Annotated in this window: 12 protein-coding genes; 6 read left to right on the plus strand and 6 right to left on the minus strand. The window is 43.8% G+C overall.

What is annotated here, in order from left to right:
• Positions 1-117 precede the first annotated feature (117 nt).
• Positions 118-801, plus strand: coding sequence for a Crp/Fnr family transcriptional regulator (locus tag V7K31_RS05480; protein WP_335093055.1), 684 nt, complete (start codon positions 118-120; stop codon positions 799-801).
• A gap of 377 nt (positions 802-1,178) precedes the next feature.
• On the opposite strand, the gene bcsA is transcribed toward V7K31_RS05480, so the two are convergent.
• The 5 genes from bcsA to V7K31_RS05505 all read right to left on the minus strand — a co-directional run bounded on the left by bcsA (position 1,179) and on the right by V7K31_RS05505 (position 11,957).
• Positions 1,179-3,791, minus strand: a complete 2,613-nt coding sequence (bcsA, locus tag V7K31_RS05485) for a UDP-forming cellulose synthase catalytic subunit (RefSeq protein ID WP_442941218.1) — start codon at positions 3,789-3,791, stop codon at positions 1,179-1,181.
• 57 nt (positions 3,792-3,848) lie between these two features.
• Positions 3,849-6,188: a cellulose biosynthesis cyclic di-GMP-binding regulatory protein BcsB gene (locus V7K31_RS05490; RefSeq protein WP_335093056.1), complete on the minus strand. Its 2,340-nt coding sequence runs from the start codon at positions 6,186-6,188 to the stop codon at positions 3,849-3,851.
• 126 nt (positions 6,189-6,314) lie between these two features.
• Positions 6,315-7,580, minus strand: coding sequence for a glycosyl hydrolase family 8 (locus tag V7K31_RS05495; protein WP_335093057.1), 1,266 nt, complete (start codon positions 7,578-7,580; stop codon positions 6,315-6,317).
• Between the two features lie 79 nt (positions 7,581-7,659).
• Positions 7,660-10,017 (minus strand): tetratricopeptide repeat protein, encoded by a 2,358-nt coding sequence (locus tag V7K31_RS05500; protein ID WP_335093058.1) that lies wholly within the window; start codon positions 10,015-10,017, stop codon positions 7,660-7,662.
• Positions 10,014-11,957 (minus strand): carbohydrate porin, encoded by a 1,944-nt coding sequence (locus V7K31_RS05505; protein ID WP_442941219.1) that lies wholly within the window; start codon positions 11,955-11,957, stop codon positions 10,014-10,016. Before V7K31_RS05505 ends, V7K31_RS05500 begins: the two co-directional genes overlap by 4 nt.
• A 210-nt stretch (positions 11,958-12,167) precedes the next feature.
• Here V7K31_RS05505 and V7K31_RS05510 point away from each other — a divergent pair, with 210 nt between their 5' ends.
• The gene (locus V7K31_RS05510; protein ID WP_335093060.1) at positions 12,168-12,965 is read left to right on the plus strand and encodes a hypothetical protein; all 798 of its coding nucleotides are present in this window, start codon (positions 12,168-12,170) and stop codon (positions 12,963-12,965) included.
• On the opposite strand, the gene V7K31_RS05515 is transcribed toward V7K31_RS05510, so the two are convergent.
• Positions 12,958-13,311 (minus strand): hypothetical protein, encoded by a 354-nt coding sequence (locus V7K31_RS05515; RefSeq protein WP_335093062.1) that lies wholly within the window; start codon positions 13,309-13,311, stop codon positions 12,958-12,960. The two genes, V7K31_RS05510 and V7K31_RS05515, sit on opposite strands and share 8 nt — an antisense overlap.
• Positions 13,312-13,973: 662 nt before the next feature.
• On the opposite strand from V7K31_RS05515, the gene infC reads away from it, so the two are divergent.
• The 4 genes from infC (at position 13,974) to V7K31_RS05535 (ending at position 20,565) form a co-directional block, all read left to right on the plus strand.
• Positions 13,974-14,507, plus strand: coding sequence for a translation initiation factor IF-3 (gene infC / locus V7K31_RS05520; protein WP_335093063.1), 534 nt, complete (start codon positions 13,974-13,976; stop codon positions 14,505-14,507).
• A gap of 329 nt (positions 14,508-14,836) precedes the next feature.
• On the plus strand, positions 14,837-17,857 hold the full coding sequence (locus V7K31_RS05525) for an MFS transporter (protein WP_335093064.1): 3,021 nt from the start codon (positions 14,837-14,839) through the stop codon (positions 17,855-17,857).
• Between the two features lie 28 nt (positions 17,858-17,885).
• A complete protein-coding gene (uvrC, locus tag V7K31_RS05530; protein ID WP_335093065.1) occupies positions 17,886-19,763 on the plus strand; it encodes an excinuclease ABC subunit UvrC in 1,878 nt (625 codons plus the stop codon).
• A 622-nt stretch (positions 19,764-20,385) separates the two neighbouring features.
• Complete coding sequence (locus tag V7K31_RS05535; RefSeq protein WP_335093066.1) at positions 20,386-20,565, plus strand: replication restart DNA helicase PriA; 180 nt, start codon at positions 20,386-20,388, stop codon at positions 20,563-20,565.
• The last annotated feature ends 97 nt before the right edge of the window (positions 20,566-20,662 follow it).

Raw genomic sequence — 20,662 nt, forward strand, 5'->3', positions numbered from 1 at the left:
TCATCTCCAAATAAATACAAATTTTGCGATCGTATTCTGAGTAAGATTACGGTTTAGACAAACTTATAGTAGCAAAGTTAGTTTCCCACTCTTAAATCCATCTCTTGCAAATATTTCATGTTAACTGAGGTTTTTAGTGAACTTTTCCCCTTAATGAGTACAGCCACTCCACAGACTTTGGAATGGCTGCTCAACGTTGCAATTGAACATGAATACCCATCTGGGCGAGCTGTTGTGATGGAAGATGCCTGGGGTAACGCCGTTTACTTCGTGGTTTCTGGTTGGGTTAAAGTCCGGCGAACCGTCGCGGAAGATTCAGTAGCTCTGGCAATTTTTGGCCGGGGCGATTTTTTTGGAGAAATGGCAATTTTGGATGAATCTCCACGTTCAACCGATGTCATTGCCCTTTCACCCGTGAAGTTGCTTAGTATCTCCAGAGAGCGTTTTATTCAAATCTTGTTTAAAGATCCGCAGTTACATCACCGAATGTTGCAACTGATGGTGCGGCGATTGCGGCAAATTAACGTGCGCTTACAAATGCGGTCTTCACCACCAGCAGTCAAACTTGCTCATACCCTAGTGACTTTAGGCGAAAGTTATGGTCAGGAATCAAATTTGGGGAAGGAAATTTTTAACATTCCCTTCAAAGATTTAGCCGAGGTGACAGAAATCGGCGTTGAAGAAACCACCAAAATTATGGAAAAGCTGCATGAGAAAGGGTGGATCAAAATTGACAGCGCCAACAACATCATTTATCTTGTGAACTTCAAACAGTTGATGAACTTAGCTGGCAAACTGTGATTGCTTAAACGTACAAAGGAGTGTTAAATCGATTAACTCAAAGCCGATACTCCCAGTCTTGCAGTTCTATCCCAGAATTTATGGTTAAACATTGGGTACAGGACTCAAGCTACAAAGACTTTTTCTGTAGGGCGATCGCTGATTCCCCGGCTACCTTTCCCAGTGTACTCCAGCACCTAGTTTACCATCGGATAAGGTTGTCTAAATATGCTTTTAAATTAGAAGGTGTCATGGATTTTCGATAAAGGCTCAGGAGATAGAACCCCGACTTCTGGTGAGAAGTCGGGGTTCTGGGTATTATATTTTTTGAGCATTTCCAGATAGAATCTGGAAACTAGATTTTCAAAGTGTTTTGGCTTAAATTGACACCAATGTTGCTACAGAACCTGCAACAGTTGTTTAATTTTAGTATCTTGGCGTTCCTTGAATTTTTCTGGAAAAATTAACTCGATCGCAATCTTGCCATTTGTCTGTTCTTCTATTGCATAAATTTCGGCAACAAATCGGTTAGATGAGAGATTATCGGCATCCTGATTTAACAGTAAACCAACTAGTGGTTTAGCAGTTCGCATCGTATGCAAATCCTGTTGTCCTAGCATTTTGTGAGAAGACACGGCTTTTTTATCTTCTATTTCCAAGCGTAAACCCGTTGTTCCTAGTTCTGTGGCTACTGCAAAGAAGAAGTTACCATCCCAGTAGAGTTGACTATTGGTGTTTACCTGCTTGCGTACATTTTTACGGCTAGTTTGGTTGAGGTCACGCAAAGCCCGAGTCAGACTCGTGGCTAGAAATCCCAGGGAAGCTAGGGGCTGGTCTACGTACTGGGCTTTCTGAGAATACCACTCCCGAACATCAGAATATAAAACTATAGTTAAAGCATCGCGTTGGGTACTGTTGAGTTTCACAAAATCAACACCCAAAAGCGTTTGTGTGTCATTGATAGGAGAGACTCGAACAATCTGCGCCGTTAAACAGGCGCTAGCAGTATAATCTCCCATAACCTCAACTTCCACTTCATCCAGTAAATTAGGCCAGGTTTCCAAAGAAATTAAGGCGCCAGTTTCGGAAATATTCACCGTTTTGCCCATGATTGTTTGACCGTTACTGGTAATTAAGATGGGGAGACGACGCTGTAAACGGTGAGCAGTACGTACTTGCGGTTGTTCAAAGCCAACCAGCAAAGCAGCTGAGAGCAAAACAAGATTAAAAATAGACCACATGGTGTTAACTAAAACCGCTTGCCAATCTTCAGGACGTAGCAGCAGCCAATAGGGAACAGCCAGTAAGGAAGAGACTACAAATCCTGTCACCACCAAAAGACCACGCATTGATTCCCAATCAAAGGTGCGTTTGGCAATAGATGTCCCCTTGTCGGTAACGTTAAATGAACCCAGCTTGGGGTTAAACAGCGCCAACATCGTCACCCACCCAGCCTGGAAAGCCATCGCAAATTCAAAAATTTCGTTCCAGAAGGAGAACCGGACGTTTTTGTAAATGATGTAGTTAGTAAAAAGGGAGAGGAGAATATGGGGTAGGGCATAAGCTAGAGTTTCTAAACCCAAACCTTGAACAGAGTTAACGCCAAATAATAAAAATAGCGGCGGTGCGATCGCATATGTTAGTCGAGGATAGCCATACAAAAAGTGCGAAGTCGCGCTAAAATAACAAATCCTCTGGGCAAATGTCAGGTTCAGTTTCCGATTAAAAACGGGGTTTTCCAATCGCAGAATCTGCGCCATCCCCCTTGCCCAGCGCACTTGTTGCCCCACATAAGAAGAAAACGTTTCTGGTGCTAAACCCGCCACCATAATTTTGTCGTAGTAGATAGACTTGTAACCAAGCGAATGCAATCGCAAGGCGGTGTGACAATCTTCTGTCACTGTTTCCACCGCAATTCCCCCAACTTCTAAAGCGTGGGATTTGCGGATTAATGCTGCCGAACCGCAGAAAAAGGCGGCATTCCAAAAATCGTTACCTTTTTGTAGTACCTTATAAAACAGTTCATTACCTGCGGGTATTCTACCTTTTGTTACCAAATTACGCTCGAAGGGGTCGGGGTTATAGAACCAGTGGGGAGTTTGGACAAAGGATACTTTGGGATCGAAGAAAAAACCCATTGTATGCAGGAGAATTTGCCGCGATGGGATGTGGTCACAGTCCAAAATCAATACTAAATCGCCGTCGGTTTTCTCAAACGCGGTATTGATATTACCAGCTTTAGCGTGGTCATTACTGTCCCGCGTCATGTGTATACAGCCGAGTTCTTGGCACATTTGCCGTAGCTGTTCCCGTCTGGCGCTAAACTGTTCTCGGCGGGGGTCGTTTTCTTTATACTTCTCTGGACGACCATCATCAAGAACATAAACTGTTTTTTTATCGGGAGCATAATCACAGGCTAAGGCTGCCACGGCAGTCTTACGAACAATCTCCACATCTTCGTTGTAAGTGGGGATGTAGATATCGACTTTGAACCATTCCTGTTGAGGAATGTTTGTGAGATTAACTGGTTGGCGTTCTTGAATTTTCAGAGTTTGAAAGTATGCCAATACCAAGGTGAGGATGGCATAGAGTTCGGCGAGGAACAACAATACACAAGCGATGCTGTTGAGCCAACCATCAAAGTTGAGGGTATAACTGGTGCGGTAGAATAAATAACGCAGCGTTGTGATTATACTCAGCCACACCATAAACAAGTGGTAATACTGGCTGATTTCTGGAGAGTCCTCTTGAAACTCTGCATGGATCACCAGTTGACCGAGTAGCAACAGAAATACTGCAACCAATCCTTGCTGCCAAACTTCTATCGGGGTAACAATCAGTGGCACTGATAGCACCAATAGCAGCAAGATCAACCACTTAAAGTGTTTCACACCCACCCTTTTGAGAGTGCGGTCAAAAAATCGGGGGGTAATATCAATCAGCCAATTGCTCAATTTTAAGCGCTGGCGATCGCGTGATTTCCGGGGCAATGTGTCGGGGGAAGAAGACATTTTGGATCTCAATTTGGAAATTTAAATTTAAGGTTGGCGATACCTGACCGAAAGTGTCTACTTTTTATCAGCAGTTAGCCGCTTGAGATACAACTGAACAATTCCGTAAAGAATTAGAGAAACACTCAAAATCCCTACAGGTAGCAATAGCCAATTTTCTTGTAAAAAGCGTGATGCTTTACTCAGGGGAGTGGTATTTTCCCAGCGACGACTATTGGGGGCGCTTTCAAAAAACTGTAGTTGATAGGCATCAGCATTGTCGGCAGCTGAGTCTTTTTGATCGCTACTAATTAGCACCGTATCTTTTTTAAGCTGGAAGAACCACGGATCTTGATTAAGGACTTGTCGCACTCGCTCTAAACCAGTTTCGGTTTGAGATGTTAAAGCTAGAACGACGCGATCGCTATTCCAAGGAGAGATAATTTGCTTAATCATCCCTTGTGTATCCTGCGGAGTCTGAACCGCAGCATCGGCAGAGGATCGGGAAAATGCTTGGTTCAAGTTAAAGCCACTGGAATTAAACACTTCCGGAAAAGGAAACTCTTCCCGCGTACCAATTCCTACCAAATGGTCATTTTTACGGACTTTTGTTGGCAAAGCATCCGGTGTATAAACTTCTAGTTTGACGCTATCTGCTTGACTGAGCCTGCCTAAGCGTTCGCTAAAAGCTAACAAGGTCAAAATATCTGTCTTCGAGGGGATTTGGGGCACGACAATCGCCGTCTGAGACAAATCCTGTGGTGCAGCAAAGGGAAAACCGAATTTCAGCAGGTTCAAGTCTGGTAGTTGTGTAGATATTTCCCGCTTCAGGTCGAAGCTAGTATCAGAATGCACCGTACCTGTGAGTTGTTGATCTGGTGGCTGAAGACAGTTCTGTTTATCAAACGGTTCTCTGGGACTCATCCGAAAGAAAACTTGCAGTTTCGAGTTAGGTTTGATCAAATTTTCCGGTAAATTAACTTTGAGGTTTTTGCGACTTTCTCCCGACTCAGAATCAAGACGTGCCCCACCGATGAAAACTCCATCCAGTAAAACTTCCAGCGCAGAAGTTCGGGGATTAAGCTGCGGTCCATAGCTGTACATCAGATTCATCGAACTACCCCGGAGAAATCTATCATCCGGTAAAGCGCGAAAATCAACTTCAATTGGCGGCGCCCCCATCCCGCGTACAGTCACATCACTAAACGGCTCACCATTTACCTGGGTTTTGATGTCGCCCAGTTTAAAAGAATTTTGCTCTGGCAAATAATGAGGCCACTGGCGGAGTCCTGGTGTCGAGCCTTCTTTGAGGGTATTGACAAAAACTACCTGACCAGTTCCCATTTTCCGTAAGTCTGGCTGTGATAAAAATTGAGTGGCCTTTTCCACAGCTTTTGTGCTGTTGCCAGTGGCAATTAAAACCGGAACCCCGCTCTTTTCAGTTTTAGTGATTATCAACACCCCGGTTTCATCTGGTACGGGGTTGTTATCACGATCCAGAATTTGATTGCTGACGACTTTCAGAGGCAAATTCTTCCAAGTATTTAGGGCTGGTTGCTCGGTGGGAGTACCAATGATCACCAAGCGATCGCTTGCCTTCACATTTGCCACATTAGACACCAAGCTCGTCTGAATCGGGCGAAAATCTGCGATTCTTCCGAATGCCGCTTGTAAGCGAGCTGCTGCTGTCAGCCAGGATTGATCAATTTGACTCGGTTGTAAGTAAGCAATTTGGTTAGTTTCTAAGCCGAGTTCGTCAAAGAAAGGATAAGGATAGCGGCTGAAATTCAGGGGAATCGACTGCTGTTCATAGTTCAAGATTAATTGGGAATCTGGCAGAATCTCTGTCCACAAGTCGGGACTACTGGGGTCGCTACATTCGAGAGTGTTATTCTGCTGTGCCACCAATACGAGTTCGTTGTAGTCTTGAAGCAGCTTTGGTGGGATATTGAACAGTACTTGACCGACTTGGGAATCTTTGCGATTGAGTGGTACGCTACCAACACTGGTGCCATTGACTAGCACGGTCAGGTTGGAGCGATTGGCATAGAGTGCTGGTGAGTGTTGAAAGCGGATTAAGGCTTGTACCTTACCCCGTTCTAGTTTCCAGCCACGGGGACGGGTAAAAGCAAGACGACCTTCTGAGTAAACCCCGCGCAAGCGCATCCGGTTGCCCACAATCGGACTACGATTAAATTCTAGGATGTAACTTGTCAGTTTTTTGGCGCTAGCAGTTTTTAAGTCTGCTTTACTACTATTTTCTGATGTGGTTGCTTGAGCTAATAAAGTTACTTGTTGTTGCAGTTCACCTTTAGTTTGAGCTTGAGCGCTCAATAATGAACTAGGGAACAAAAAAAAGCAAGAAGTAACAATAATTGCTTTTTTACTAATTTGGGAAAGGTGAAATAACTGCTTCATGGTAGAGCGTGATTTTAGTTTGTATTTTCTAAAGGAAATCAATCGGAGTCAGCCTGCCAGGAATAAAAAGCAAATACTCAATCATGAGTTTGGCAAGCCCGGACTCTAATTCAGCGTCGGATAATCTTATTTGCCTGTAAGCAGTCGCTGAGGTATTGTCTTTGGAGGTAGCAATCCTAACCAAGCCAAATTCTGGGTATAATAACCCGACTGATCTCCCCAAACTCCCTGCTTGTATTGAGGTAGTATTTTTTTCACAAGCAGTTCTTTAGCTGTTGCTGGTTCCACCAATTGCATAGCGGCATACAACATAGCGTATTGGGATGTAGCTTCATAATTCACTAATGCTTTTCCTTGGAGATCAATGCGGGCTGGTAGACTCGATTGTTTACTCCATAGTTTTCGCAGGTGCTGAGTGGATGCCACCAGATAGCGCTGCGCTTGGGGTGAATTAAACCAGGCAGCATCTAACGACAAACGCCACCAAACTCGATAGGCATCAAAGCTATACAAACTCTTGAGAGTGCTAGATGCTGGTAGGGTTTGGTATTGTCCTGTTTTGGTATTTAGAGCTACCCAGTCACTGGGTAAACCCACGCTAGAAAGCTTTGCCGAATTTTCTAGCACTTGATAGCCACTGTCTACCAGACTCAACCAATCATGTTGGGGGTCAACTTGTGCAAAGATCCGAAAAGCATAGGGAGCAAAATAAGAGGGATTGAGGTAGAGAGTAGATGCATTCGGGACAAATGCAGCTGCTGGACCTGGTAACAGGTAGCGCTTACCTTGGGATTCTGAGATGGTGGACAGGTTCCATAAATCTTGCAATTTAAGTTTTGCCAATTCCAGGTATTCGGGGCGATTCCAGCGCCGTGATGCCAAAATCAAGGCGGTAATCGCATCTATATCTCCATCACTAGCAAAGTTGGTGTCGATGATACCCCAGTTACCATCTTCCTTTCGCCCCCATTTCCAAGCCCACAGACTATCTGTGCGTTTACCGCTCGCTTGACGATGGAGGTTATTTTCCGACCAGTGTAAAGTTAGAGCAAAAGTTGCCGGATCATTAATCAGTACTGCTCGTAGTAAAGCATAAGCTTGACCTTCGCTAGTTGAGCGATCGCTTGCTTGGTAATCAATCACCCGCCCATCTGACTGAATAAATCTTTGGCGGTAGCTGTCCCAGCTTTTGGCTAGTAATTCCCGGTTAGGGGTGGATTCAGGGAGATCGGCTAAAAATCTAGTGAGATTTTGACTACTAGCTTCAGTGGGGAGGTTTTCCACCGGAATTAGATTATCCGGTGTTTTGGGTTTTGCTGCCGAGTAACTAGAGATACAGGCAGATAAACCAATTAGGCTGGCAATAGCTGCCACTCTTGGGAAATACCACATCCTAAGAACAGTTTGATTTGTAAAACATTAGCCGAGTAGTTGTTGAAAATTAACTTTCATAAAGAAATTTAAGCGATCGCTAATTGCTGTTTCGACGTTGATAGTCTTCCCAAGGGGGTTGAAATCCTCGGCGTTGCAGAAAGTCTGTTTGGATTTCCTGTATTTGCTGAGATGCATCACTATCAATTCCTCCTTCGGCGGCGGCTTCTACTTGCAATTTTTCTAGCTGCGCCAGCGCCGTCAAAGGCTGATCTAAAATCGCATTCAATCCAGCGAGGGCGTGGCGTGCGCCTTTGTCTTCTGGTTTTTGTGCCACCACTTGAGCATAAATCTCCTGTGCCGATTCAAAGCGGCGCTGTTCAAAGCGAATTCCGCCCAAAGCCGCTAGGGCATCGATGTTATCTGGTTGCTGCGCCAAAATATTCTGATATGTACTGCTAGCCAAATTAAAATCACCTACAGATCGAGCCAACTCTGCCTGCAATTGGTATGAGTCAGAAGTCTTGGGAATGCGAGCAATCAACTGCTTCATCCGCGCTTGTGCTTGGGCTGGATTACGTTTTGCGATCACTTGTAATAGTCGCAGTTGTAATGGATAAGAATTCGGGTCAGCTTCTAGCAGGTAACTATATAAAGCTTCTCTTTGCGGATCTGTAGGCAGCGTTCCTAGCAAACTGTATAGTTCTGGAGGAGTATTGGTTGCAGGTTGTGTAGCTAACCAATTGTTTAGAACTGCCTCTGCTTCTGGTTGGGAGATCCGCTTGGCTTGATAGGCGATACTAGCACGCCCTAGTTGAATCGATAAATTTTGAGGATTGCGAGCAATTAGCTGGTCATAAACTGTCACAGCCTCATCAAAACGCTTTTGTTGCAGTCGCACTCCAGCCAGTCCACCCAAGGCAGCATCAATAATATCGCTACTATTTGGCTTACTAGCAAGGACAGCTTGGTAACGCTGGGCACTAGGTTCGAGACTACCCTCACGACGCTCAATTTCTGCTGCTAGTAACTGGGGTGCGAGGTCTTTAGCACCTGCGGGGGTAGCTGTGTAAGCTGCCAACGCTTGCCTTGCGCCATTCAAGTCTTGCCGCTGCACATACATTTGCGCCACCCGGAAATTCAAAAATGGTACGTTGACCCCTGTTTGCAAAATATTTTGGTATACAGGTAAAAATTCTGGGTCGGGAGCATCAATGTTGACTAAGGCATTAGCTAGCTGTTGTAACTGCACGCGATCGCTCGGTAGTGATTGTATTGCAGTCGCCAAGCGCTGTTTCAAGTCATTTTTACCGAGTAAACCTAGCTGATTTTCCAAAGCTAATTGCTGCACCAGCAAACTTTGATCGTTGGGAAATTCTAACGCCACCCGTCGATATAGTTGCAGTGCTGTTTCCCGTCCTTCGGGGAACCCACTAAAGACATCAGCGACTTCGCGCAGCAATTTCGGGGAAGGGTTGGGATCAGTTTGCAGGGCTTGACGATAGAGATTGAAAACTTGCTGGGTGAGGGTGGGGTTATTAGTGTACTTGCGAATTTCATTGAGCGATCGCGCTAAGGGCAAAATCGCATCTGGTCTTCCCTGTAATACATCTAAGACCGCCAATGCTTGGGCTTGTTGTTGATTGACAAGGTATGCCACAGCCAGTTCTTTACGGGTTTCAATTCCGATCTGATTAAGTTTATTGGAGCGCTGCAACTGCGCTTCTAACACCTGTACTGCCCCTGCCGGATTGCCTGTTTCGCGTAAGGTGCGACCGTAGGCTACTGCTGCATACTCTGTAATCGCTTTGCCATTAGAGCGGTAGCGGCTAAACAACTCCAGCGCTTTCGGGAAATCCCCACTGTAACTATAAGTTTGAGCTGCACCAAGGATTGCATCCGGCGTGGGGTTGTTGTTCAGCGCGATTTGGTAGTCTGCCAGGGACTCGCTTAATTGGCCTTGATAGGAGTAGAGTTGAGCGCGGTAAACGCGAGCTTCTGAGTCGTTGGCATTCAAATCTAATAAAGTTGTCAGAGCCTCAATTCCTTTTAAATTCCACTCAGGACGATAAGTTGCCAATAGACCAACCGTTTTTAAAGCTAGTTGGTTGTTGGAGTCTACCGCCAGTACTTGTTGATAAGCACTCCAAGCTTCAGGAATACGTCCGGCTTTGCGATAAGCGATCGCTAATCCTAACCTAACTGGCGAAGATTGCGGTTGACTTTTGAGGGCTTGCTTGAAGGCTGCGATCGCATCATTAACTAAGCCCTTTTTTAACAATGCAAAACCCTTTTGTGCCGACGCAGGTATATTCTGCGCTTGAGCAGGGGCAATGCTACCCAAAGGTGGCACAGTTACCAAGTAAGTAAAAAGCAAAAATGAACAGGTAAAAACAGAACGATATTTAATTCTTTTAGCTTTTACCTTTTGGCTTTTATCTATATTGTTTTGACTCATTGAGCAATTCTCCGTCTTGGAGTCACATCAAAATCTGATTTAATCCTGATACCGAAGACTGTATCGGAGAAATTATCACGTTCCTGAATCGAGAAGCCTAGCCGCAGATTAGGAAGAAATTTAAAATCATAAAACGCTTCTAATACATCGGGACGGTCTCCACGCCGCAGACTATCGTTGGAGAGAGGGGTTCCATAAGCTAGTCCAAGTCGGTCATCTGGGGTAAAGGTGTCTAATAAACTAGCTCCCAAAAGGTAAGTATTTGCACCCACTCCTAAAGTGCTATTTTCGTAATGACCATAGCGCCCAAACAAACCTAATTTCAGATTGGGAATAAAGACTTCGGCGTTGAGGCCATATGATTCTTCGCGATCATTTTTCTGAGTGCCAAATTGATTGTTACCTCTGGGAATGCTGTAGCTTTCAAGGAAGCTATCACCAACACCAGCGTCGCGATCGCTGGCATAAGTACCACGAATAATCGCATTACCGTAACGGATGCCGATTTCTCCAGCAAATCCATCTAAGGAAAAGTCACCGATTTTGTTGGCTGATGAAAACACAGCTGCTTTCGCTTCAATATTGTCGGTAACACTCCAATTGACTAATAAACTAGTGCGTGAACTAATCCCCGTCGCCGCCAGTGCTGGGTTCGTTTGAAACACCGGATTAAAGAATTGACTTGCGCCATCTTTAGCAAAGCTGTTGCGATCGAAGTAAGACGTTAAATCTATTTGACCGATCACAAACCGCAGATTAGGCACTCCTGGCAGAGAAGTCGCCAAATAAAGCTCGTTGACGTTTAAACCGTCGTTTCGAGAGTCATCCAACTTGCTGCCTTGGCTGGTTAAATCCAGGGTTGCCCCAACCAAAGTTTGGGGAGAAAGTGGGTAGACTCCTGTGACTCTCGCCCGTGCTGTAGTGTCACCGCCTTGGTTGATATAAACTCCTTGGAATTGTAAAGAGGGTTCCCTTAAACTATTGCTATTAAGAAGCTGAGGGCGTTGTTGAGTAGTTACTGATTGCGTAACTGGTATTGCTGTGATTGGAGTGGGAATGGTACTAGGGACTGATGGTTTTGTCTGTGGATTGAGTAATTGTTGATTAAAAGTTGCTGCTGCTGGTGCAGTGAATTCTGGTGTTACAGGTAAGTTGGGAAGTGGCGGCAGGGGAGCTACTTGAGAACTGAGTACTTGATTAAAAGTTGCTGCTGCTGTTGATTTTGGCGTTGCAGACGAGTTGTCCGGTGGTGGCGAGGGATCTGCTTGAGAACTGAGTACTTGATTAAAAGTTGCTGCTCCTGGTGCAGTGAATTCTTGCGTTGCAGATGAGTTGGCCGGTGGTGGCGAGGGAACTGCTTGAGAACTGAGTACTTGATTAAAAGTTGCTGCTCCTGGTGCAGTTGATTTTGGCGTTGCAGATGAGTTGTCCAGTGGTGGCAGTGGGGCTACTACTGAGCTAATTGGTGGCTCGGAGCCGTTCATCTGTCCCTGCAATCCTAAATTCAGTCCAGAAGTGTCCCCACCTGCTGCCACTGGTGGTGCAACAGAACGCGGGGCTTTTCCAGTCACCTGCTGCTGGATGAAGACACTCTCCAGTTGTTGGAGATCGTTGGCTGGTTTCTGCCGTACAAGTTTAGGCACTGGATTAGCGATCGGTGCAACTGCTACACCACTCGTCGCGGGTAAAGGAGGCAATGTTTGCCACCCTGACTGCGATTGACTCTTATTGACGAGCAATTGAGGCACTGGTAGCGGTTCTGCTAAACCCAATTGGTAGTCGCTAGTCTTTAGCTGAGATGGATTGACTTGAGCTGAAGACTTTTCGCTCACTGCCAGTACCCAGCAAATCGAAACGGCGACAGTGCAAAGCAGTGGATAAGCCTTGTGGTACTGGTTTGGAAAAGTAAATTTGTAACAATTGAGTACTGTTTGCCTCATCAGCCTAGTTAGGTAACAACTACATATTTTAGGTTAATCAATGTCGCAATTTTAGCAACTGCAATGAGTATTAGCCACTAGATTACATAAACTTTGCAAATTTAAATTAATTAGATTAAGAGTTATACAACTTGTTATTTATAAGAATAAATTGGGCATAATAGGTAAAAACCTGAGTTATTTGGAAATCAGCCAAAAATATTGCCTTTTATGATGAAAAAGCTTGATTTAAAGACTATTATTGCCAAATTTAAAGCTTTAACTACTGCTAATTTCCAGGTAGGCATTTGCCTAATACTTTTAGCTGCCAATTATGGTTGTGTTCAAAAAGCACAAGATAAGGTGGAGATGCAAATTGAAAATGTACAACCTATATCAAGTAAAGGCGTATACAACGTAGTCGGTAGTAGCAATCTGCCTGAGTCTAGTAAGATTACAGTGGCTGCTGTGCGTTATTTGCGTCCAGTATCAGGACAAGCAGAAGCTTTGCTGAACTCAGACACGAATACTAACCGTTCAATTCTGGCTCGTCAAATTGTGGAAGTGAAACAAGGACAATGGCAGGCCGCGCTGAATCTGTGGCAAGTTTCACCCAATGGTAGCTTTCAGGAAGCTTGGCAAGGAAATCCAGCACAAATACAACTGTTTCCAGAAGATGGCGTTACATTTGTAGCTATTTTCGATCCTGCTAGTCAGTGGGAACAATCAGATAATCAAAACCCTCAAAAGTTAAAGTCAGAAAATCAACAGCTTGAAAAGCTTGAAAGCAAGTTGATTCGCTTTACTAACGAAGGTGAAAAGTATTTACAAGTTAGCCAAAGCTTAACAATAGCCCTACCTACGGGGAAAACAATACCACTTCGTCCGCAACCGGAAGACTTAAATGGTGGCTGGGGAAACCGATATCAAATCCCACCGCAATCCATAGCTTCTAAAAGTACCTTACTTCCACCGACTAAAAATAGGCAGACGAATGCCTATATGACTCCTTCAGAGTTTCTTAGGTGAGAATTAAGATAGGCATCAAACCCTTAATAATTCCAAATTCGTCTTGGAAAGTTCTGATTGCTGCGGTGGTCACTGAGCGCGGTTGTTGTGCGGGCTGTGCCAAGAGATAGCGTAGCGTAAAGCCTGCGGCATGGCTTCGCTTAGAGTGAGTCCGCGAGCGTTGGAAACCGAACCTCAGACTTTCCGCAAAATTGAAGACAGTTTCAGAGGGAAAGAAGACGGGGTTCTGTAGCCCTCCATCCCTCTCTGTTTGATAGATAAAAACTGGAATACCAGCCTCAATATGAGCGCTGGCATCCAGATATTGATTACCCAATAACCTTAATTCTCTGATTGGCAAACTCAAAAACCAATGCTGATAATCATAAATAAATTTTATGAATGAGGAGATTACAGAAAAACTTAAACAAGCAATCGCGCTCTAGAAGTTTTGGCATAATACCAGTGTACTTCCTGTTCCAAGCAAAGGCGTGGGTTGCTGTCGGGGGGATTCATACAAAGCTTTGAGCAATAGCACTTAGATTAATCATCTTTTGCGATCGCTGGTATTCTTTTAAAGAGAAGTGTTAACTGCAAACTAATTTTCCACAACCCGTCTAGCTGACACCACCAGTAGCAAGAAACGGCAAGCTTGAAATGGTGCAGTACTTTCAGCTAACACACCCCATAAGACTACTGAGGTTTTTTCAAAAACAATTTACGATTCTTATAAGTCCTAAATTCTGACGCCTCGGCGGAGCGTCTCCGGCTCCGCTCCAGAATTCTGTTTCAATAACTGTAATAATATTTAACATGAGTCTAGGTTCTGTAATTTAGATTAACTCTTGCAGAAAAATTCTTTCAGAGTGAGTAAAATAACAAAAACAACGACGCAACTATTTTATGGATTAGCTACCCTAGAAGTGTAGACTATTTTTCCATATCTTGACTTATTTCAGTATTTTGCCATCTGAGGCATACCAATTTAGACAACACCAAATCCTTCATTAAGAGCTCCCATAAATCATAATGGCTGTGATTGAGAAGAAAAGAACTCGCGATCTGCCCCAAATTAACGAACGAATTCGCTTCCCAAAAATTCGGGTCATCGACACTGACGGCGGCCAGCTGGGAATTATGACCCCACAAGAAGCACTACAACTAGCAGAAGAAAAAGAGCTAGATTTGGTGCTAATCAGTGACAAAGCTGATCCGCCGGTTTGTCGGATTATGAACTACGGGAAATACAAGTTTGAGCAGGAAAAAAAGGCGCGGGAAGCCCGGAAAAAGCAGCACACGGCTGATGTCAAAGAAGTTAAGATGCGCTACAAAATAGAAGAACACGACTATAACGTGCGTGTTAAGCAAGCAGAGCGCTTTTTGAAAGATGGCGATAAAGTCAAAGCTACTGTCATGTTCCGGGGTCGAGAAATTCAACACAGCGACCTAGCAGAAGATTTGCTCAAGCGGATGGCAACAGATTTGGAGCCTTATGGTGAGCTTCAACAAGTGCCAAAAAAAGAAGGGCGAAACATAATGATGCTGATCTCGCCTAAAAAATAATCCTCTAACTCTTTAATAAACTAAGTTTGAAACTCCCCTGACTTCTAGCTAGGGGATTTTTTCGTTTTTCCTTTGGATGCAACATGGGCTTTAGGCGCATATCTGTGCGCCCCTACCTCTGATGTCGTTTAAATTTATCTAAAATCGATAGTCCTGAAGCCTGAATGGGAAACATAGTATTCAGTTGCTCAGGACTTTTGCTATTTCCAGGGATGAGGAAGAAATCAATTCAAAATTCAAACAAAAGACTGGGGAAGATGAGGAAGTAATTTTTCCCTCTGCTCCCCTGCTCCCCTTACACCGTGATACTACCAGAAAATTAAAACTGCATGGAACTGAAAAATCACTGGTTGGCTGCAAATAAAGTTGCTTTACCACGACTACTACAGTGGGTGAATCTCCGACCAGAGGAGAGCGAACGAACTCAGTTGATGTTTCTTTTTTACACAACTGTATCTGTAGGATTGCGGTGGGCAGAGGACAGTACGGTGGCGCTGTTTTTGGATGAATATGGGACTAACCTACTGCCGTGGATGTATATTGCCAGTGCTGCGATGAGTGCAGGACTGGTTTTTTTATACTCTTGGCTGCAAAAGATTTTTCCCTTACGCCGGGTGATTGTAGCGATCGCACCTTGCATGTTAATGCCATTAGTTTTATTAATTTTAGTGCGTTGGGGCTCGCATTTTTCCTACCTGGCAGTGATTTCGGTATTTCTGCTGCGGCTATGGGTAGATGCACTTTATGTAGTCAATGACCTCAACACCTCTATCGTCGCCAACCAACTATTTAACATTCGGGAGATTAAGCGGACTTACCCACTGGTGAGTAGTGGTCTTTTGGTAGCAGATGTAATCAGTGGCTTTAGTTTGCCTTGGCTAGTGCAATACACCTCACTGAATAAGATCATCCTCATCGCCTGTGTAATGATTTTATTAGGATCGGGGATTTTATTCTATTTAACTTATCACTATCGAGCAGCTTTTCCTGAAACCCCACAAAAACTAATTCCTGAAGAACAAGCCTCACGGCAGCGTTTCATCAAAAGTCCACTGAAAAGCTATGTCTTTTCTTTGTTTGCCTTTGTGGGTTTGTTGCAAGTCATTGGGTTGTTAGTAGATTTTCAATATCTGCGCGAACTCCAAGCCAATTTAAGCGACCGAGAACTCGCTAGCTTCTTGGGTCTTTTTGGTGGGATGTTGGGACTGTGTGAGTTGTCGTTGCAGTGGTTTGTTTCCAGCCGACTCATTGAACGGATGGGAGTATTTTTCACAGCCACGCTTTTACCAATCACCATCGGCTTTTCTCTACCAGGAGTGCTGATATTGCTGAATTTAATTCCAGCCATCCAATCGCAAAGCTTTTTCTGGGGTCTGATAATTGTCAAATTCTGCGATGAACTTCTGCGCTACACCTTTGTCATGAGTAGTGGTCCGATGCTGTACCAACCAATTCCAGAGGGAATTCGCAGCCGGATGCAGACTTTATCTGGCGGAACTGCCGAAGCGATCGCTACAGGTTTGACAGGAGCGCTAATTTTTGTCACTCTATTGTTTTGTGGGCGGTTTGTACCAGTACCAATGCAAAAATGGGTGTTGGTATCAGAAACAATGCTGATAGCTGGCACCTGTTTAACAGTAGTTTGGGAATTGCGATCGCGCTATGTCGAACTGTTAGTCTTAAGTGTGGCACGGGGTCAATTAAGTGCAACCAATGTCGGCTTACGATTTTTCAAGCAGGGGGTAGTCAAAGCCTTGGGAGAAAAAGGCAGCGAGGCTGATAAACGCTCTTGCATTGAACTTTTAGCCCAAATTGACTCCCAAGGATCTGCGGAAGTTTTAGCACCTCTACTAATCAAGTTAACCCCAGACTTGCAGCGCCAAAGTTTGGAAGTGATGTTGATGGCAGGTGCAAATCCCACTTATCTATCCGCCATCCGTCCTTTGTTAGAACAATCCCAAGAAACTAACCCCGAGGTTTTTGCCCTAGCACTGCGCTATGTTTGGCTGGCTGAACCAAATCCGAATTTAAGCCTGCTAGAAGAATACCTGAACCCCCGCCAAAACTCACTCATCCGCGCCACCGCCGCCGCTTTAGTCTTGCGCCAGGGAACGCCCATGCAAAAGGTAATAGCTACCCAAACCATGCGCCGGATGTTGACTCATAAGCTAGAACGAGAACGGGTGAATGGAGTCAGAGCGCTCAGAGAAGCAGTTTATTTGCAGGCGTTACGGATTCACATCCCGAATTTATTACAAGATGAGTCTTTACGGGTGCGCTGTGCCGTATTGGAAATGATCGCAGCAACCCATTTAGAAGAGTACTATTCGTCCCTGATTGCAGCACTTTATTACAAATCAACCCGCAGTACAGCAATGTCAGCCCTAGTGCGACTGGAAAATGAAGCTTTAGAAATGCTGTTGCGGTTGGCTACTAATATTTACAAACCCGAAGTAGTGCGGATGTACGCTTGGCGAACCATTGCTCAAATTGGCACTCAGGAAGCATTGGAGGCTTTATGGGAAAACTTGGAAACATCTTGGGGTACTACCAGGGATCATATTCTTCGCAGTTTACTAAAAATACATAAACAACCAGGAATTACAGGTTTAGTAGATCGGCTTTATGAAAGTCGGGTAGAAAATTTAATCAAGCAGGAATTAAAGTTTTTAGGCGAGATTTATGCCGCATACATAGACTTTCAAAGATTATACCAAGAAGAAAATCATCAATTCAGTCAGAGGATTGTGATTGTCTCTGAGTTATTGCAACGCGCCCTTTTAGAATTGGAATTGGATGTCAAAGAGCGGCTGCTACTGCTACTGAAACTGCTTTATTCGCCAGAAAAGATGCAGGCAGCAACATTCAATCTGCGATCGCCTTCAGTGGTAAACTTAGCGCGGGGGTTAGAAATCTTAGAGCATACCATAACTTTATCTTCAAAGTCCTTATTGCTGAATATTTTAGATAACCGACCGCAGTCAGAAAAATTGCAATATCTTGTCGAAGCCAAGATCGGAGAATATGAGAATATGCTAGTTAGCGATCGCCTCCACAGATTGCTGACATTGGGTAACTTACTTTCTGATTGGTGCCTAGCTTGCTGTTTTCATTATGCTCAAGTGACTCGCATCCGGCTGACAAGTTCTGAGATTTTAGTGAGTTTGCGTCATCCAACTGGCTTTGTTAGAGAAGCTGCGATCGCATACTTAAATATGGTTTCACATCGCGTTCTCCTGCAAATTCTACCCCAGTTACAAAAAGATCCACATCCTTTGGTGGCCACTCAAGTTAAAGAGTTGCTCGAAAAATACCAGGTTAAATCGGCACAAAAAAATAATTTTTCTTAAAATAGAAAAAGATTACCTAATTTGGGTTGTGACAATATCTACTGAAATATTACCACTGGTTAAAGAACCAGAACGATTAGAAAACCGTCTAGCTGAAATTCCACCGGAACCGGGGGTGTATTTCATGCGGGATAGGAGCGATCGCATTATATATATAGGTAAATCACGTAAGTTGCGATCGCGTGTCCGTTCCTATTTCCGCGATGGCTACAACAAGAGTGAACGCATCGCTACAATGGTCAAGTTGGTGACAGAAATTGAATTCATTGTCACTGATACTGAAGCCGAAGCTTTAGCGCTAGAAGCCAATTTGATCAAGCAGCATCAGCCATACTTTAACGTGCTGCTCAAAGATGATAAAAAATATCCCTATCTCTGCATCACTTGGTCAGAAGATTATCCGCGAATTTTTATTACCCGTAAACGCCAATTCGGGAAAGAGAAGGATAAATTTTACGGGCCTTATACGGATGCTGGTTTATTACGAGAAATTGTCCGCATCTGCAAGCGCATCTTTCCCCAGCGACAACGACCTCAACCACTTTTTAAAGACCGTCCTTGCTTAAATTATGATTTAGGGCGTTGTCCGGGTGTGTGTCAACAGCTGACTTCACCTGAAGAATATCGCAAAATTGTGCAAAAGGTGGCGATGGTCTTCCAAGGGCGAACTCAGGAACTGATTGATATTTTGACCCAACAGATGAACGCAGCAGCTGAGAACTTGAATTTTGAGTCAGCAGCACGAATTCGCGATCAAATTTCTGGGTTAAAGTCGCTGACAGCCGACCAAAAGGTTTCCTTACCAGATGATACAGTTTCGCGGGATGCGATCGCCCTGGCAGCCGACGAACAGCACGCCTGCATTCAACTATTCCAGATTCGTGCTGGGCAATTGGTAGGACGTTTAGCTTTTGTGGCGGATGCTCACGCGGAACCAGGAGCTATTTTACAACGAGCTTTAGAGGAACATTACCAAACTGCTGACTCAGTGGAAATACCTGTAGAGATTTTGGTACAGCATGATTTACCAGATGGGGAAATATTGGCGGATGTCTTAACTCAACGTAAAGGTAAAAAAGTCACAATTTTGACTCCTTTGCGGCAAACTAAGGCAGAATTAATTGAGATGGTAGAGCGAAATGCTCAGTATGAATTGCAAAGAATGCAGAAATTTGGCGATCGCAATCACCAAGCAATGCAAGATTTAGCCGCCATTCTCGATTTACCAGATGTACCCCACCGCATCGAAGGTTATGACATTTCCCATATTCAAGGGTCAAATGCTGTGGCTTCGCAAGTTGTGTTTATCGATGGATTACCCGCTAAACAGCACTATCGCCACTACAAAATCAAAAATCCCACAGTGACAGCAGGACACTCAGATGATTTTGCCAGTCTTGCTGAAGTTATCCAGCGTCGGTTTCGCAAGTATGGGGAAGATCAGCAATTAGTACGTTTGGGTAATCCCGACTGGCCTGATTTAATCATGATCGATGGTGGTAAAGGTCAATTATCATCGGTTATCGCCATCTTGCAAGAGATGAATTTATTAGAAGACTTGCGAGTTGTGAGTTTAGCAAAGCAGCGAGAAGAGATTTTTTTACCGGGAGAATCTAAACCCTTGACAACTGATGCAGAACAACCGGGAGTACAGTTATTGCGACGGCTGCGGGATGAAGCGCATCGGTTTGCAGTCACTTTCCATCGTCAGCAGCGTAGTGATAAATTGAAGCGATCGCGTTTAGATGAAATTCCTGGTTTGGGACATCATCGACAAAAGCAGCTACTAGGACATTTTCGCTCAGTTGATTATATTCGGCAAGCAACAACCACACAACTAGCTGAAGTCACAGGAATTGGGCCGCGTTTGGCTCAAGAAATTTACGATTATTTTCATCCTGCTTAAAGTCACAACTCTCACTCTCACCTTGAAGACTTGTCGTTACCCACATTTTCGTAACAGTCAAAGTGTCGCATAGACAGGCAATCCAGCCCAGAACTTAAGTTCTGGGCTGATAGCTAAAGTCTACTCAAGTGGACTAAAATTTTTCCTTTTACACACGATAGCCATCTACATGGCTTAAAATCTTGTATTTTTAGCTATTAGCCTCGGAATTTAATCTCATAAATTTTCCCAGCAAATATTAACTAAATATTAAAATAGATATTTTGTTACTAAAGATACAGTATTTAACCGGGTTTAATTTTTAAATACAAGAACGACTTTTTTTGTAGTCATCTGAAATAACTATAAACAAGGCTCTCTCAAGGCATTAATCATAGGGATCAGTAAATTTCTAAGCAGCATTTAATTACAAAAGAATTTATGTATCTAAAGTAGGAGGGTAGAATCACCTAAATTATAGAATAATAGATAGAGATATGGAAAAGTTTTCAAACTTGAAATTTTGTTTAAAATAATCAACCAAATATTACAGCAGTTTGTTAAGTTGGGTCGAATCAGAAATTTTTCTGGTTTAACTTGTAGTCTTACTAAGTAAAAAATAATTAGAACCAGGGGTTTTAAAATGCAGACAGTACAAAAGATTTACTGCCCAAATTGTGGTAGTCACGCCGAGCGTTATTATATTTCTGATAGTCAAATAACTCGGACACAATGCCCAAGTTGTGACTACTTGATGATTACTTGCACTCGTACAGGCAAAGTCATTGAGGCTTATGCCCCTGGCATTTACGCACACCGTTAGATAAGAAATAAAACAGAATAAAGGTGCGAGTCGTCAGAATTCAGAATTCAGCATTATGTATTCTTCTTCAAGAATAAAGTTATTTCTCAAAAATTTT

The organism is Nostoc sp., assembly GCF_036917675.1.
Taxonomy (GTDB): Bacteria; Cyanobacteriota; Cyanobacteriia; order Cyanobacteriales; family Nostocaceae; genus Nostoc.

Coding starts and splice junctions, on each gene's coding strand:
- V7K31_RS05505 (WP_442941219.1), bottom strand. CDS start 11,957: ATGAGGCAAACAGTACTCAATTGTTACAAATTTACTTTTCCAAACCAG.
- V7K31_RS05490 (WP_335093056.1), bottom strand. CDS start 6,188: ATGAAGCAGTTATTTCACCTTTCCCAAATTAGTAAAAAAGCAATTATT.
- V7K31_RS05510 (WP_335093060.1), top strand. CDS start 12,168: ATGATGAAAAAGCTTGATTTAAAGACTATTATTGCCAAATTTAAAGCT.
- V7K31_RS05495 (WP_335093057.1), bottom strand. CDS start 7,580: ATGTGGTATTTCCCAAGAGTGGCAGCTATTGCCAGCCTAATTGGTTTA.
- V7K31_RS05535 (WP_335093066.1), top strand. CDS start 20,386: ATGCAGACAGTACAAAAGATTTACTGCCCAAATTGTGGTAGTCACGCC.
- V7K31_RS05500 (WP_335093058.1), bottom strand. CDS start 10,017: ATGAGTCAAAACAATATAGATAAAAGCCAAAAGGTAAAAGCTAAAAGA.
- infC (WP_335093063.1), top strand. CDS start 13,974: ATGGCTGTGATTGAGAAGAAAAGAACTCGCGATCTGCCCCAAATTAAC.
- V7K31_RS05480 (WP_335093055.1), top strand. CDS start 118: ATGTTAACTGAGGTTTTTAGTGAACTTTTCCCCTTAATGAGTACAGCC.
- bcsA (WP_442941218.1), bottom strand. CDS start 3,791: ATGTCTTCTTCCCCCGACACATTGCCCCGGAAATCACGCGATCGCCAG.
- V7K31_RS05525 (WP_335093064.1), top strand. CDS start 14,837: ATGGAACTGAAAAATCACTGGTTGGCTGCAAATAAAGTTGCTTTACCA.